Source organism: Streptomyces sp. ISL-12, assembly GCF_018614415.1.
In the GTDB taxonomy this organism is placed as follows: Bacteria; Actinomycetota; Actinomycetes; order Streptomycetales; family Streptomycetaceae; genus Streptomyces.
In genome coordinates, this window is the sequence record NZ_JAGGOO010000022.1 from 12,404 (window position 1) to 27,059 (window position 14,656).

Sequence of the window (14,656 nt, forward strand, 5' to 3'; positions counted from 1 at the left end):
CTCCTGTGCACAACGACCGGTCTTACAGACCGTAGCGCTCGCGCGCCTCCTTCACGGCCGTCGCCTTGATCTCGCCGCGCCGGGCCAGCTGGGCCAGTGCCGCGACGACGACGGACTCGGCGTCCACGCCGAAGTGGCGGCGGGCGCCCTCACGGGTGTCCGACAGGCCGAAGCCGTCGGCGCCCAGCGAGGACCAGTCCTGCTCGACCCACTGCGCGATCTGGTCGGGGACCTGGCGCATGTAGTCGGAGACCGCCAGCACCGGACCCTCGGCGCCCTGCAGCGCCTGCCGGACGTACGGCGTGCGGTCCTCGCCGCGCAGCAGCGCCGCGTCGGCGTCCATGGCGTCCCGGCGCAGCTCCGTCCAGGAGGTCGCGGACCACACGTCGGCGGCCACGCCCCACTCGGCGGCGAGCAGCTGCTGCGCCTTGAGCGTCCAGTGGATCGCCGTACCGGAGGCGAGCAGCTGGATGCGCGGGGCGTTCGCCGCCGGGGCCAGGCCCGCCGACTCCGCCGTGTTGAAGCGGTACAGGCCCTTGACGATGCCCTCGTCGATGCCGAGGCCCTGCGGCTTCGCGGGCTGCGGCATCGGCTCGTTGTAGACGGTGAGGTAGTAGAAGACGTTCTGGTCCTCGCCCGGCTTGGCCTCGCCGTACATCCGGCGCAGACCCTCCTTGACGATGACGGCGATCTCGTAGGCGAACGCCGGGTCGTACGTCAGGGACGCCGGGTTGGTCGCGGCGATCACCGGGGTGTGGCCGTCGGCGTGCTGGAGGCCCTCGCCGGTCAGCGTGGTGCGCCCTGCGGTGGCGCCGATCAGGAAGCCGCGGCCGAGCTGGTCGCCGAGCTGCCACATCTGGTCGGCCGTGCGCTGCCAGCCGAACATCGAGTAGAAGATGTAGAACGGGATCATCGCCTCGCCGTGCGTGGCGTACGCGGTGGACGCGGCGATGAAGTCGGCCATCGAGCCGGCCTCGGTGATCCCCTCGTTGAGGATCTGGCCGTTCTCGGCCTCCTTGTAGTACATCAGCTGGTCGCGGTCGACCGGCTCGTACGTCTGGCCCTTGGGGGAGTAGATCCCGAGCGACGGGAACAGGCTCTCCATGCCGAAGGTGCGCGCCTCGTCGGGGACGATCGGCACCCAGCGCTTGCCGGTCTCCTTGTCGCGGACCAGGTCCTTGACCAGGCGGACGAACGCCATCGTGGTCGCCACGGACTGCGTGCCGGAGCCCTTGTCGAAGGCGGCGAACGCCTTCTCCGCGGGCGCGGGCAGCGGGGCCAGGGCGTGCGTACGGCGGGCCGGGGCGGGACCGCCGAGGGCCGCGCGGCGCTCCTGGAGGTAGCGGACCTCGGGGGAGTCGGCGCCCGGGTGGCCGTAGGGGACCACGCCGTCGACGAAGTCGCTGTCCTTGATCGGCAGCCCGAGCAGGTCGCGCATCTCCTTGAACTCGTCCACCGTCAGCTTCTTCATCTGGTGGTTGGCGTTCTTGGACGCGAAGCCCTTGCCGAGGGTGTGGCCCTTGACCGTCTGGGCCAGGATCACGGTCGGCGCGCCCTTGTGGGCGAGCGCGGCCTTGTACGCGGCGTAGACCTTGCGGGCCTCGTGGCCGCCGCGCGAGAAGTGGAAGCACTCCAGGATCTTGTCGTCGCTCAGCAGCTTCGCCATCTCGACGAGCGCCGGGTCCTTGCCGAAGAAGTCCTGGCGGATGTAGGCGGCGTCGCGGGTCTGGTACGTCTGGACCTGCGCGTCGGGTACCTCGCGCAGCCGGCGTACGAGCGCGCCCGTGGTGTCGAGCTGGAACAGCTCGTCCCAGGCGGTGCCCCACAGGGTCTTGACCACGTTCCAGCCGGAGCCGCGGAAGAGGGACTCCAGCTCCTGCACGATCTTGAAGTTGGCGCGGACCGGACCGTCGAGGCGCTGCAGGTTGCAGTTGATGACGAAGGTCAGGTTGTCCAGGCCCTCACGGGCGGCGAGGGTGAGCGCGGTGGTCGACTCCGGCTCGTCCATCTCGCCGTCACCGAGGAACGCCCACACGTGGGAGTCGGAGACGTCCTTGATGCCGCGGCTGGTCAGGTAGCGGTTGAACCGAGCCTGGTAGATCGCGGAGATCGGGCCGAGGCCCATCGACACGGTCGGGAACTCCCACAGCCAGGGCAGGCGCCGCGGGTGCGGGTACGACGGGAGGCCGTTGCCGCCGGACTCGCGGCGGAAGTTGTCGAGGTGGTCCTCGTTCAGCCGGCCGTCGAGGAAGGCGCGGGCGTAGATGCCGGGGGAGGCGTGGCCCTGGACGTAGAGCTGGTCGCCGGAGCCGTCACCTTCCTTGCCGCGGAAGAAGTGGTTGAAGCCGGTCTCGTAGAGCCAGGCCGCGGAGGCGAAGGTGGCGATGTGGCCGCCGACGCCGTATTTGCTGCCGCGGGTCACCATCGCCGCCGCGTTCCAGCGGTTCCAGGCGGTGATCCGCTGCTCCATCTCCTCGTCGCCGTCCACGGCGGGCTCGGCGGAGGTGGGGATGGTGTTGACGTAGTCCGTCTCGAGGAGCTTCGGCAGTGCGACGCCGGCTCCCTCGGCACGCTCCAGCGTGCGCCGCATCAGGTAGGCGGCCCGGTGCGGGCCGGCCGCCTTCGCGACGGCGTCCAGGGACGCCTGCCATTCGGCGGTCTCCTCAGGGTCCCGGTCCGGGAGCTGGTCGAGCGCGCTCGGCTGGATGGCGTAGGGGTCGGTCATGTCGCCGCCTTCCTCAGTCGAAGGGGGTTCCCTCATCGGTAAGGGTTCGGGGGTGCCCTTGGTCTTTGGCAGGACAGGGCGTGGGCTCCGGTGGGAGTCCATCGGTGACTGTAACCCCGTGATCGATGATCGATCAAAGGGTTGAGGGACAAAACCTCTTGATCACGAGAAAGTCGGCACGGGGTGCCTTCGGCGATGGCACGGGGTGACTGTCGAGGTTGGCGGTTTCTGCAGGTCGGTAGGGGTGCGCGGGGAAGCTCGGGTGGTTCGGTGGTGTGGCGGCTGCGGGTGCTTCGTGGCTGATCGCGCAGTTCCCCGCGCCCCCGCGGGGGCGCGGGGCGAAGAAGCTCAGGGACGCGGGGCGCAGCCCAGGACGTGGGACTTGACCAGCTCGGCGATGCGCGGGTCACGGCGCTTGAACGCGGCGACCAGTTCCTCGTGCTCCTCCGCGTAGGACTGCTGCACCGTGCCCAGCCACCGTATCGACAGGGCCGTGAAGACCTCGATGCCCAGCCCCTCCCAGGTGTGCAGCAGCACCGAGTTGCCGGCCGCCCGCACCAGCTCCCGGTGGAAACCGACCGTGTGCCTCACCTGTGCCGTCCCGTCGGCCATCCGGTCGGCCTCGTACAACGCGCTGACGTGCGGTTCCAGCGCCGAGCAGTCCTCCGCCAGCCGCCCCGCCGCCAGCTCCGCCGCGATGGCCTCCAGGCCGGCGCGGACCGGGTAGCTCTCCTCCAGGTCGGCCGCCGTCAGGTTCCGCACCCGTACGCCCTTGTTCGGCGCGGACTCGATCAGCCGCAGCGACTCCAGCTCGCGCAGGGCCTCCCGTACGGGCGTCTGGCTGACCTCCAGCTCGGTGGCGATCCGCCGCTCCACGATCCGCTCGCCCGGCTGCCAGCGCCCGCTGATGATCCCTTCCAGGATGTGCTCGCGGATCTGCTCGCGGAGCGAGTGGACGACGGGCGCGGTCATGAAGGGCTCCTTAGGGAGGGGCCCCTACCGGCCCCCTGGGGCGTTGACGAATAGACAATACGGCCGCCGGGCCCCGGCGGTAGGGCGCACAAGGGCGCTTTCACGCAGGTGAGACGAGGCTTACACGCCGGGTGTGACCAGCACGGCGACGCCCCCGCCCGGAGTGTTCCGGACGGGGGCGCCGTGAGGACCGTGCAGGTCAGAGGCCCAGCTCGACCTCGAACTCGCCCGCCTCCAGGATGGCCTTGACCGCGGTCAGGTAACGCGCGGCGTCGGCACCGTCCACCAGGCGGTGGTCGTAGGACAGGGTCAGGTACGTCATGTCGCGGACGCCGATGACCGTGCCCTCCTCCGTCTCGATCACGGCGGGACGCTTGACCGTCGCGCCGATGCCGAGGATCGCGACCTGGCCCGGCGGCACGATGATCGTGTCGAAGAGCGCACCGCGCGAACCGGTGTTGGAGATGGTGAAGGTCGCGCCCGACAGCTCGTCCGGCGTGATCTTGCTGGCCCGGACCTTGCCCGCCAGGTCGGCGGTGGCCTTGGCGATACCGGCGATGTTGAGGTCACCGGCGTTCTTGATGACCGGGGTCATCAGGCCCTTCTCGGAGTCCACCGCGATACCGATGTTCTCGGTGTCGAAGTAGGTGATGGTCCCCTCGGCCTCGTTGATCTTGGCGTTGATCGGCGCGTGCGCCTTCAGCGCCTGGGCCGCGGCCTTGACGAAGAACGGCATCGGGGAGAGCTTGACGCCCTCACGTGCCGCGAACGCGTCCTTGGCGCGGGCGCGCAGCTTCATCAGACGGGTGACGTCGACCTCGACGACCGAGGACAGCTGCGCCTGCTCGTGCAGCGCCTTGACCATGTTGTCGCCGATGACCTTGCGGATGCGGGGCATCTTCACGGTCTGGCCGCGCAGCGGGGACGCCTCCAGCTTCGGCGCCTTCTTGGCGGCCGGAGCAGCGGGGGCGGCAGCCGCGGCCGGGGCCGGGGCGGCGGCCTTGGCGGCCTCCGCGGCGGCGATGACGTCCTGCTTGCGGATACGGCCGCCGACGCCGGTGCCCGAGACGGTGGACAGGTCGACGCCGTTCTCGGCGGCGAGCTTGCGCACCAGCGGGGTGACGTAGGCACCGTCGTCGGCCGGCTGGGCGGCGGCGGGAGCGGCCGGGGCCTGCGCGGCCGGAGCCGGAGCGGGCGCGGGGGCCGGGGCGGGCGCCGGAGCGGCCGGGGCCGGCGCGGGCGCCGGGGTCTCCTGCTGCTGCGGGGCCGGAGCGGTCGGCGCCTGCGGGGCCGGGGCCGGGGCCGCCGGGGCGGGCGTCGGCTCGGGCTGCGCCGGGGCGGCCGGGGCCTGCTGAGCCGGGGCGGCGGCGGGAGCGGCACCGGCCGCGCCGATGACGGCGAGCTTGGCGCCGACCTCGGCGGTCTCGTCCTCGCCGACCACGATCTCCAGCAGGGTGCCGGAGGCGGGGGCGGGGATCTCGGTGTCGACCTTGTCCGTCGACACCTCGAGGAGCGGCTCGTCCTCGGTGACCTCCTCGCCGACCTGCTTCAGCCAGCGGGTGACGGTGCCCTCGGTGACCGACTCGCCGAGCGCGGGCAGGACGACGTCCGTGCCCTCGGCGGAGCCGCCGCCGGACGCGGCCTGCGGGGTCGGAGCGGGCGCCGGGGCGGCCTGCTCGGTGGAGGGGGCGGCAGCGGCGGGCTCGGGGGCCGGCTCGGCGACCTGCTCGGCGGCCGGGGCCTCAGCGGCGGCCGGGGCGCCGGTGCCGTCGTCGATCAGGGCCAGCTCGGCGCCGACCTCGACCGTCTCGTCCTCGGCGACCTTGATGGAGGACAGCACGCCGGAGGCGGGTGCCGGGATCTCGGTGTCGACTTTGTCGGTCGAGACCTCGAGCAGCGGCTCGTCGGCCTCGACGCGCTCACCCTCGGCCTTGAGCCAGCGGGTGACGGTGCCCTCGGTGACGCTCTCGCCGAGCGCCGGAAGGGTTACGGAAACCGCCATGGTTTCGGTTGCTCCTTACGAATTGCGGAAGTCTGTGTCGTCGCGCCCAGTGACCGAGGGAGGTCAGTCGTGGGAGTGGAGCGGCTTGCCCGCGAGGGCCAGGTGCGCCTCGCCGAGGGCCTCGTTCTGCGTCGGGTGGGCGTGGATGAGCTGCGCGACCTCGGCGGGCAGCGCCTCCCAGTTGTAGATCAGCTGGGCTTCGCCGACCTGCTCGCCCATGCGGTCGCCGACCATGTGGACGCCGACCACGGCACCGTCCTTGACCTGGACGAGCTTGATCTCGCCCGCGGTCTTGAGGATCTTGCTCTTTCCGTTGCCCGCCAGGTTGTACTTCAGGGCGACGACCTTGTCCGCACCGTAGATCTCCTTGGCCTTGGCCTCGGTGATGCCCACGGAGGCGACCTCGGGGTGGCAGTACGTCACCCGGGGCACGCCGTCGTAGTCGATCGGCACGGTCTTCAGACCGGCCAGCCGCTCCGCCACCAGGATGCCCTCGGCGAAGCCGACGTGCGCGAGCTGGAGGGTCGGGACCAGGTCACCGACGGCCGAGATGGTCGGCACGTTGGTGCGCATGTACTCGTCGACGAGGACGTAGCCGCGGTCCATGGCGACCCCGGCCTCCTCGTAGCCCAGGCCCTGCGAGACCGGGCCGCGGCCGATGGCGACGAGCAGGACCTCGGCCTCGAACTCCTTGCCGTCGGCCAGCGTGACCTTGACACCGTCCTGGGTGTACTCGGCCTTCTGGAAGAAGGTGCCCAGGTTGAACTTGATGCCGCGCTTGCGGAACGCCCGCTCCAGCAGCTTCGAGCTGTTCTCGTCCTCGACCGGGACGAGGTGCTTGAGGCCCTCGACGATGGTGACGTCGGTGCCGAAGGACTTCCACGCGGAGGCGAACTCGACGCCGATCACGCCGCCGCCCAGCACGATCGCGGACTTCGGCACGCGGTCCAGCTTGAGGGCGTGGTCGGAGGAGATGATCCGGTCGCCGTCGATGTTCAGGCCCGGCAGCGACTTCGGCACGGAGCCGGTCGCCAGCAGGACGTGGCGGCCCTGGATCCGCTGACCGTTCACATCCACCGAGGTCGGGGAGGAGAGCCGGCCCTCACCCTCGATGTACGTCACCTTGCGGGAGGCGATCAGCCCCTGCAGGCCCTTGTACAGGCCGGAGATGACCTCGTCCTTGTACTTCTGGACGGCCGGCATGTCGATGCCCTCGAAGGTGGCCTTCACGCCGAATTGCTCGGACTCCCGGGCCTGGTCGGCGATCTCACCGGCGTGCAGCAGCGCCTTGGTGGGGATGCAGCCGACGTGCAGGCAGGTACCACCGACCTTGTTCTTCTCGATCAGGGCGACGTCCAGGCCCAGCTGCGCCCCGCGCAGGGCCGCGGCGTAACCACCGCTGCCACCGCCGAGGATCACTAGGTCGAAAACGGTGCTGGCGTCGTTCGCCACGTCACGTCCTCCATGCATGTGCGCCACGCCGGTCTCCAGCGACCGGTCGGCGGCTGGTGTCCGGCCGCTCGTTCTTCGGCCCTTGGTGGGGCCCTGTCCTGCCGGGACCCATCTTCGCACCCGCGGAGGGGGTACGAGACGCGGGGCCGGTGTGTGAGACGCAGCACGTTCACATGAGCGCCCCGGCACGGCAGTGCCGCCAGGGGCGCGGGGAACTGCGCGATCAACCACATCGGACCCGCAGCCGCCAGCGCCCCTTCGGTCCCGGGCTCTCAGGCGAACGTCACCCGAGATCGCCGACGGCAACCCGCTCGGCCAGCCGCACCAGCGTCCGCACCGCGGACCCCGTACCGCCCTTGGGCGTGTACCCGAACGGCCCGCCCTCGTTGAACGCCGGCCCGGCGATGTCCAGGTGCGCCCAGGTGATCCCCTCGCCCACGAACTCCCGCAGGAACAGCCCGGCCACCAGCCCGCCGCCCATCCGCTCACCCATGTTGGCGATGTCGGCCGTCGAGGACTCCATGCCCTTGCGCAGGTGCTCCGGCAGCGGCATCGGCCAGGCCGGCTCGCCGACCTCCTCGGCCGCCTCGTGCAGCGCCGCGCGGAACGCGTCGTCGTTGGCCATGATCCCGAACGTCCGGCTGCCCAGCGCCAGCATCATCGCGCCGGTCAGCGTCGCCACGTCGACGATCGCGTCCGGCTCCTCCTCGGAGGCCGCCCACAGCGCGTCGGCCAGCACCAGGCGGCCCTCGGCGTCGGTGTTGAGCACCTCCACCGTCTTGCCGCTGTACATGCGCAGCACGTCACCCGGGCGGACGGCGGAGCCCGACGGCATGTTCTCGGCCAGCGCCAGCCAGCCGGTGACGTTGACCTCCAGGCCGAGGCGCGCGGCGGCGACCACGGTGGCGAAGACCGCCGCCGCACCGGCCATGTCGCACTTCATCGTCTCGTTGTGCCCGGCCGGCTTCAGCGAGATGCCGCCCGAGTCGTAGGTGATGCCCTTGCCGACGAAGGCCAGGGACTTCTTCGCCTTGGACGAGGTGTACGACAGCTTCACCAGCCGCGGCGTCGACGCCGAGCCGGAGCCGACGCCCAGGATGCCGCCGTAGCCGCCCTTGGTCAGCGCCTTCTCGTCGAGCACCTGCACCTTGATGCCGTGCTCCTTGGCGGCGGCCTGCGCGATCGCGGCGAACGCCTCCGGGTTCAGGTCGTTCGGCGGGGTGTTGACCAGGTCGCGGGCGCGGTTCAGCTCCTCGGCGACGGCGGTGGCCCGCTCGACGGCGGCCTTGTACGCCTTGTCGCGGGGCTTGCCGCCCAGCAGCGCGGCCTCGGCCAGCGGCGCCTTGCCGTTCTTGGCCTTCTTGTCCTTGCCGTCGCCGCCGTTGTCCTTGTACGCGTCGAAGGAGTACGCGCCCAGCAGCACGCCCTCGCCGACCGCGCCGGCGTCCGCGGCGTCCGCCAGCGGCAGCGCGAAGGCGGCCTTCTTGGTCCCGGCCAGGGCGCGGGCGGCGACGCCGGCGGCCTTGCGCAGGGCCTCGCCGTCGTAACCGGCGTCCTTCTCGGGCTCGGCGCCCAGGCCCACCGCCACCACGAGCGGCGCCTTGAAGCCGGCCGGCGCGGGCAGCTTCGTCACCTCGCCCTCGGCACCCGAGGCGCCGAGGGTCTCCAGAACGCCGGCCAGCTTGCCGTCGTACGCCTTGTCCACGGCCTCGGCGCCGGGAGCCACGATCAGGCTCTGGCGGCCGTTCGCGGAGCCCTTGGCGACACCGATCACGATCGCGTCGGCCCGCAGGCCGGGCGCCGCGGCGGTGCTGAGAGTGAGAGCAGTCACGGTGGTGAAATCTCGCTTCCGTCTGTTTTCCGGTCTCCGGTTTTCCGGGTTTCCGGTGAAGTTTTCCGGTGGATTCGGGTGAAGTCCGGTGTGTGGCCGAACGCGGTGGGTCGACCGGGCCCGAACCCGACCCTAGATCCCTCCTGCGGCGCGGTCTCCACCTGGGCGGTGCCGAAACCCCGCACGAGCCTACGCTCGTGGCCCCGCGTCAGCCGAGGACCAGCACCACCAGAGCCGTCGTGGCCGCGGTCTCGGCCAGTCCGCCGAAGACGTCGCCGGTGACCCCGCCGAAGCGGCGCACGCAGTGACGGAGCATCAGCTCGGCGGCGCCGAGGGCGAGGAGCACGGCGACGGCGGTCCGGGCCGCGTCCGCCGGTCCGAGGGCCGCGCCGGCCGCGGCGGCGGCCACCGTGACGGCGGCGGCCGTGCCCAGCGCGCCGCGCGCCGGCACCACCCCGGCGACCGCCGCGCCGAGGCCCTCCGGGCGGGCGGCCGGTACGCCGGTGCGGGCGGCCAGCGTCAGCGCCAGCCGGGCGACGGCCGCCGAGACCACGGCGGCGAGCGCGCCCCGGGCCCAGGAGTCCCCGTACGCCTGCGCCAGCGCGGCCACCTGGGCCAGCAGCACCAGCACGAGGGCGAGCACGCCGAACGGCCCGATGTCCGACTGCTTCATGATCCGCAGCGCGTCCTCGGCGGGCTTCCCGCTGCCGAGCCCGTCCGCGGTGTCGGCCAGTCCGTCCAGATGGAGTCCGCGGGTGAGCACCGCCGGTACGGCCGCGCCGGCGACGGCGGCGAGCAGCGGCCCCGCGCCGAGGAGCAGCAGGACGAGCCCCAGGGCGGCGGCGCACCCCCCGACCGCCACCCCGGCCAGCGGCGCCCACAGCATGCCGCCCCGCGCGGCCCCCCGGTCCCAGCGGTTCACCCTGACGGGGAAGACGGTGAGCGTCCCGAACGCGAAACGCAGCCCGTCGGAGCCGGCGCCGGTCACGCTCCGGAGACCTCCGCCTCGGCGTCCGCCTCCGCCTCGGCCTCGTCCTCGGCCCGCTCCGGCAGCTCCGCCGCCAGCGCCGCGGCCGCCTGCACCAGCGGCAGGGCCAGCAGACCGCCCGCGCCCTCACCCACCCGCACGCCCTGGGTCAGCACCGGTTCCAGGGCCATCCGGTCCAGCGCCTTGGCCTGCCCCGGCTCCCCGCTGTCGTGCGAGGCCAGCCACCAGTCCGGCGCGCGGAACGCGATCCGCTGCCCGACCAGCGCGCAGGCGGCCGTCACCACGCCGTCCAGGATCACCGGCATCTTCCGTACCGCGCTCTGCAGCAGGAACCCGGTCATCGCCGTCAGGTCCGCCCCGCCCACCGTGGCCAGCAGCCGCAGCTGGTCCCCGAGGACCGGCCGCGCCCGCCGCAGTCCGTCCCGGATCGCCGCGCACTTGCGCATCCAGGCGAGGTCGTCGATGGCCTGCCCGCCGCGTCCGGTCACCACCGAGGCGTCCGTCCCGCACAGCGCCGCCACCAGCACGCCCGCCGCGGTGGTCCCGCCCACGCTCACATCGCCGAGCACCACCAGGTCGGTACCGGAGTCGGCCTCCTCGTCGGCCACCGCGACCCCCGCCCGGAAGGCGGCCTCCGCCTCCTCCAGGGTGAGGGCGTCCTCGACGTCGATCCGTCCGCCGCCCCGCCGCACCCGGTGCCGTACGACCTCGGCGGGCAGCGACTCCGGGTCGCAGTCCAGCGCCATGTCGACCACCCGCACCGGCACGCCGAGCCGCCGGGCCAGCACGGACACGGGCCGGCCGCCCTCCAGTACCTCGCGCACCAGCTCGCCGGCGCTGCCCGCGGGCCGGGACGAGACGTCCAGCTCGGCCACCTTGTGGTCGCCGGCGAAGAGCACCAGCCGCGGCCGTTCCACCGGCCGTACCGGTACGGCGGACTGCGCCGCGGCCAGCCACTCGCCCAGGTCGTCCAGGCGGCCCAGCGCCCCGGGCGGCACGGCCTGACGGGCCCGGCGCGCCTCGGCGTCACGGCGTACCCCGCCGTCCGGGCGCTCGATCAGGTCGGTGAAGTCGTCGAGATTCAGCGAGCTCATTCGCCGAACAGTACCGGCCCTGGTCGGGTGCGTCTGAGGGCACATGTCCCGCCCGTCCGAGCGCCGTCTTGGCTCCCGCGACCGGCATCCCATACGTTCCGTTTCGCGGAGATTGTCACCCCTTCCTCCGTGCCGAGACAGGGAGCCGCCCGTGTCCACCCCGCCGTCACCCCCGGCCGCACTGCTGCCCGCCGTCCCGCCCGCACCCCGGTACGCGCCCCGCCGCGCGGACTGCCCCTGGTGCGGCTCCCGGCGCCTGCGCCCCGGCCCGCGCCTCTACGCCCCGCCGGACCGGTCGGTCCTCGTCACCTGCCGGGACTGCCGGCACGCCTTCCACAACCCGCCGCCGGGCCCGGACGGCCAGGACGGCACTCCCGTACGGGCCGTCACCGGACCGCGGCACCTGTCGGCCGCCCGCGCGCTGCTGCGGTACTGCCCCGAGCCGGAGAGCTGGCTCGACCTGGACACTGGCGACGCCCGCTTCCCGCGCGCGGCGCGGCGGTACTTCCCGTACACCTCCTTCGACGGCGTCGACCCCACCCACCGCGTGCTGCGCGCCCGCGCCGCCGACCTCGTGGAGGAGGCGTACGTCGGCCGCCTGACGGACCCGCACCTCGCCGCCCGGCTGCGCGCCCGCTACGACGTCGTCAGCGTCCTCCACCTGGAGCGCAGCCCCGACCCGCGCGCCGAACTCCGCGCCGCCCTGCGCGCCCTGCGCCCCGGCGGTCACCTGCTCGTCGACGTCACCGGCCCGCGCGGCCCGCTCGCCTCCCCGCCCGGCACCCGGCCCACCGCCCGGCTCCGCGCCGAGCTGCGGGAACGCGGCTGCGTCCTGCTGACCCCCGCCGGCCGCCGCCGGGTCGTCGCCCGCACCCCGGTCCTGCCCCGCACCCTCTTCCGGCCCCCCGTCCCCTCCCGGCCCCGCACCCCGCCTCAGCCCCGCAGCACCAGCGCCTGACCGGCCACCACCAGCAGCACCTGCTCGCACTCGGCGGCGAACGCGGCGTTGAGCCGGCCCAGCTCGTCCCGGTAGCGGCGCCCCGAGGCGGTGGCCGGCACGATCCCCGAGCCCACCTCGTTGGAGACGGCGACGACCGTGCGCCGGGTGGCCCGCACCGCCTCGGTCAGGTCCCGGGTCCGCTCCCGCAGCTCCCGCTGCCCGCTGTCCGCCCACCGGTCGTCGTCCCACGCCCCCACGGCGTCCATGGCGTCCGTCAGCCACAGCGACAGGCAGTCGATGAGCAGGGGCGGGCCGTCCTGCGCCAGCAGGGGCACCAGGTCACAGGTCTCGGCGGTACGCCACGACCCCGGGCGCCGCTCCCGGTGCGTGGCCACCCGCGCCGCCCACTCCGTGTCCCCGCCCCGCGTCCCGCCCGTCGCCACGTACAGCACGTCGGGGAAGGACGCGAGGCGCCGTTCCGCCTCCACCGACTTCCCGGACCGGGCCCCGCCCAGCACCAGCGCCCGGCGCGGTACGTCGGGCACGTCCTCGTACACCCCGACCGTCAGCGTCGTCCCGTCCGGCACCGCCCGCGCCCCCGCCGCCGCGAGCCGGCGCCGCAGCTCGGGCCCCGGCGGCACGTCGTGATCGAGGTGCGCGGCGACGACGTCCGTCGTCGGACCCACCGCGCCGACCGCCCGCAGCTTCGCCAGTGCGTCCGGCCGGCCCACGACGTCCGCGAGGACCAGGTCGTAGGCGCCGGCCGGTTCCTCCAGACCGGCGGGGGCGCCGCCCGGCGGCAGGTACAGCAGCCGCTGCCCGTCCGGGCCGGTCACCGCGTACCCCGTGCCCGGCGCGTCCATCGCCACCGCCCGCACCCGGTGCCCGGTCAGCAGCGCCAGCTCCCGCCCGTCCGGCACCCGGCCCGGCTGCGGCAGCCCGGCCGGCACCTCCACCGCCGGGCCGTCCGCCGGATGCGACAGCAGCACCTGGGTCACCCCGCCGAGGGAACGCCCGGACCGGGCGGCGGCGAACACCGCGCCCGGTGTCAGGTCGAGCAGCAGCGCCCCGTCCACCAGCAGCGCGGTCGCCGCGCGCGCGTGCGGGCCCTGGGCGGCGGCGCAGGCCGCGCAGGGACAGTCGGGGCGGGGGAGTCCCGCGGGGGCACCGGTGCCGAGCAGAGTCACGTCCACGCACCGATTTTCGCCGGTCACCCGCCGGCCTGCGCGCCCGAGACCCCGAGTAGCCCCACTCCGCGCCCGGCCGAGCGCATAGGCTGCGACCGGGAGCCGGACCAAGATCCGGTGACCGCATCGCATGTGCTCACATCTGGGAGGCGTACATGGCGGCATGGACGTGGCGGTTCGAGACGGCCGACGGGACGGAGGTCCAGCCCTCGGTGCAGCCGGAGGAGTTCACGACGCAAGGGGACGCCGAGTCGTGGATCGGGGAGTACTGGAAGGACCTCAAGGAGGGCGGCACGGACCAGGTGCGGCTCTTCGAGGACGCCACGGAGATCTACGGCCCGATGAGCCTGCACGGCGAGGACGCGTAGCCGGCCGGGGGCGGCCGTTCCGGGGCCGCCCCCGGCTCACTGCTCGTCCAGCGTCACCTCCACGGTCCGCTCGTCGCCGTTCCGGGTGAACGTCACCGTCGTCCGGTCCCCGGGCCGCAGCCGGGCCAGGGCCTCGGCGAGCGAGGTGACCGTGGTGACGTCGCTGTCACCCAGTCCGGTGACGACGTCCCCGGACTCCAGCCCCGCCCGCTCGGCCGCGCCGCCGTCCCGCACCTCGACGACGGCCACCCCGGCGGCCCGGTACCCGGAGTCGACGACCGTACGGCCGGTGATGCCGAGCGCCGCCCGGCCCGAGTCGGTCACCTTGCCGTCCCGGACGATCTGACCGGCGACCGTCTTCACCATCGACGCCGGGATCGCGAACCCGATGCCGGGCGCCGCGCCGCCGCCGAGGTTCGGGTCGGTCGCGGCGAGCGTCGGGATGCCGATCACCTGCCCGTCGAGGTTCACCAGGGCGCCGCCGCTGTTGCCCGGGTTGATGGCCGCCGAGGTCTGCACCATGTTGGCCAGCGTCGCGCCCGTACCGCCCCCGTCGCCGCGCTCGGTGACGGTCCGGCCGGTCGCGGAGACGATGCCCTGGGTGACGCTGGAGGACAGCCCGAGCGGCGAGCCCATCGCCAGCACGATCTGGCCCACGGCCACCTTCGCGGAGTCCCCGAAGGCGGCCGCCTTGACCCCGTCCGGCACCCGGTCCAGCTTCACCACGGCGAGGTCCTGCTCCGGGTAGGACGAGACGAGCCGGGCGGGCAGCGGGTCCTCGCTGTGCGCGGTGGTCACCCGGAAGACGCGCTGGTCACCGACGACGTGCGCGTTGGTGACGATGTGCCCCTCGCCGTCGTAGACCACGCCGGACCCCAGGTCCTCGGCGCCCTGGATCTGCACCACCGACGGCAGGACGTCGTCGATCACCCGCCGGTAGTCGCTCTCCAGCCCCTGCGCGGCCCGCGGCGCCGCGGCCCGTGCCGTCCGCTCGCGCGGCGCGCCGGCCTCCGAGCACCCGGCGAGGACGGCGGCGCAGCAGCCGAGAGCGGTCAGGGAGGCGGCGGCACGCAGGCGGAGGACGTCCATGCCCCGAG

Annotated in this window: 11 protein-coding genes; 2 read left to right on the forward strand and 9 right to left on the reverse strand. The window is 73.6% G+C overall.

Features of this window, described 5'->3' with window-relative positions; translation table 11 throughout:
- Positions 1 to 22: 22 nt before the first annotated feature.
- From aceE to cobT, 7 genes are all read right to left on the reverse strand, one after another.
- Positions 23 to 2,725: a pyruvate dehydrogenase (acetyl-transferring), homodimeric type gene (gene aceE / locus J7I94_RS06390; RefSeq protein ID WP_215165793.1), complete on the reverse strand. Its 2,703-nt coding sequence runs from the start codon at positions 2,723 to 2,725 to the stop codon at positions 23 to 25.
- 348 nt (positions 2,726 to 3,073) lie between these two features.
- Positions 3,074 to 3,697 carry a GntR family transcriptional regulator gene (locus J7I94_RS06395; RefSeq protein ID WP_215165795.1) on the reverse strand — a complete coding sequence of 208 codons (624 nt, stop codon included), beginning with the start codon at positions 3,695 to 3,697 and terminating at the stop codon, positions 3,074 to 3,076.
- A 199-nt stretch (positions 3,698 to 3,896) separates the two neighbouring features.
- The gene (gene sucB / locus J7I94_RS06400) at positions 3,897 to 5,699 is read right to left on the reverse strand and encodes a 2-oxoglutarate dehydrogenase, E2 component, dihydrolipoamide succinyltransferase (RefSeq protein WP_215165796.1); all 1,803 of its coding nucleotides are present in this window, start codon (positions 5,697 to 5,699) and stop codon (positions 3,897 to 3,899) included.
- 63 nt (positions 5,700 to 5,762) lie between these two features.
- Positions 5,763 to 7,151, reverse strand: coding sequence for a dihydrolipoyl dehydrogenase (lpdA, locus tag J7I94_RS06405; RefSeq protein ID WP_215165798.1), 1,389 nt, complete (start codon positions 7,149 to 7,151; stop codon positions 5,763 to 5,765).
- 283 nt (positions 7,152 to 7,434) lie between these two features.
- The gene (locus J7I94_RS06410; RefSeq protein ID WP_215165800.1) at positions 7,435 to 8,982 is read right to left on the reverse strand and encodes a leucyl aminopeptidase; all 1,548 of its coding nucleotides are present in this window, start codon (positions 8,980 to 8,982) and stop codon (positions 7,435 to 7,437) included.
- A 208-nt stretch (positions 8,983 to 9,190) separates the two neighbouring features.
- The gene (locus tag J7I94_RS06415) at positions 9,191 to 9,970 is read right to left on the reverse strand and encodes an adenosylcobinamide-GDP ribazoletransferase (protein ID WP_215165803.1); all 780 of its coding nucleotides are present in this window, start codon (positions 9,968 to 9,970) and stop codon (positions 9,191 to 9,193) included.
- Positions 9,967 to 11,064, reverse strand: coding sequence for a nicotinate-nucleotide--dimethylbenzimidazole phosphoribosyltransferase (cobT, locus tag J7I94_RS06420; RefSeq protein WP_215165806.1), 1,098 nt, complete (start codon positions 11,062 to 11,064; stop codon positions 9,967 to 9,969). The genes J7I94_RS06415 and cobT overlap by 4 nt, the downstream gene beginning before the upstream one ends.
- Positions 11,065 to 11,215: 151 nt before the next feature.
- Between cobT and J7I94_RS06425 the strand changes: the two genes are divergently transcribed.
- Positions 11,216 to 12,022 (forward strand): class I SAM-dependent methyltransferase, encoded by an 807-nt coding sequence (locus tag J7I94_RS06425; RefSeq protein WP_308114504.1) that lies wholly within the window; start codon positions 11,216 to 11,218, stop codon positions 12,020 to 12,022.
- On the opposite strand, the gene J7I94_RS06430 is transcribed toward J7I94_RS06425, so the two are convergent.
- Complete coding sequence (locus tag J7I94_RS06430; RefSeq protein WP_215165810.1) at positions 11,998 to 13,197, reverse strand: bifunctional adenosylcobinamide kinase/adenosylcobinamide-phosphate guanylyltransferase; 1,200 nt, start codon at positions 13,195 to 13,197, stop codon at positions 11,998 to 12,000. The genes J7I94_RS06425 and J7I94_RS06430 overlap by 25 nt on opposite strands.
- A gap of 149 nt (positions 13,198 to 13,346) precedes the next feature.
- On the opposite strand from J7I94_RS06430, the gene J7I94_RS06435 reads away from it, so the two are divergent.
- Entirely contained in the window at positions 13,347 to 13,559 is a 213-nt protein-coding gene (locus tag J7I94_RS06435) for a hypothetical protein (protein ID WP_215165812.1), read from the forward strand.
- 36 nt (positions 13,560 to 13,595) lie between these two features.
- Here the strand turns inward: J7I94_RS06435 and J7I94_RS06440 are convergent, their stop codons facing one another.
- Complete coding sequence (locus J7I94_RS06440; RefSeq protein WP_215165813.1) at positions 13,596 to 14,648, reverse strand: S1C family serine protease; 1,053 nt, start codon at positions 14,646 to 14,648, stop codon at positions 13,596 to 13,598.
- Positions 14,649 to 14,656 lie beyond the last annotated feature (8 nt).

Coding starts and splice junctions, on each gene's coding strand:
- aceE (WP_215165793.1), bottom strand. CDS start 2,725: ATGACCGACCCCTACGCCATCCAGCCGAGCGCGCTCGACCAGCTCCCG.
- J7I94_RS06395 (WP_215165795.1), bottom strand. CDS start 3,697: ATGACCGCGCCCGTCGTCCACTCGCTCCGCGAGCAGATCCGCGAGCAC.
- sucB (WP_215165796.1), bottom strand. CDS start 5,699: ATGGCGGTTTCCGTAACCCTTCCGGCGCTCGGCGAGAGCGTCACCGAG.
- cobT (WP_215165806.1), bottom strand. CDS start 11,064: ATGAGCTCGCTGAATCTCGACGACTTCACCGACCTGATCGAGCGCCCG.
- J7I94_RS06435 (WP_215165812.1), top strand. CDS start 13,347: ATGGCGGCATGGACGTGGCGGTTCGAGACGGCCGACGGGACGGAGGTC.
- J7I94_RS06440 (WP_215165813.1), bottom strand. CDS start 14,648: ATGGACGTCCTCCGCCTGCGTGCCGCCGCCTCCCTGACCGCTCTCGGC.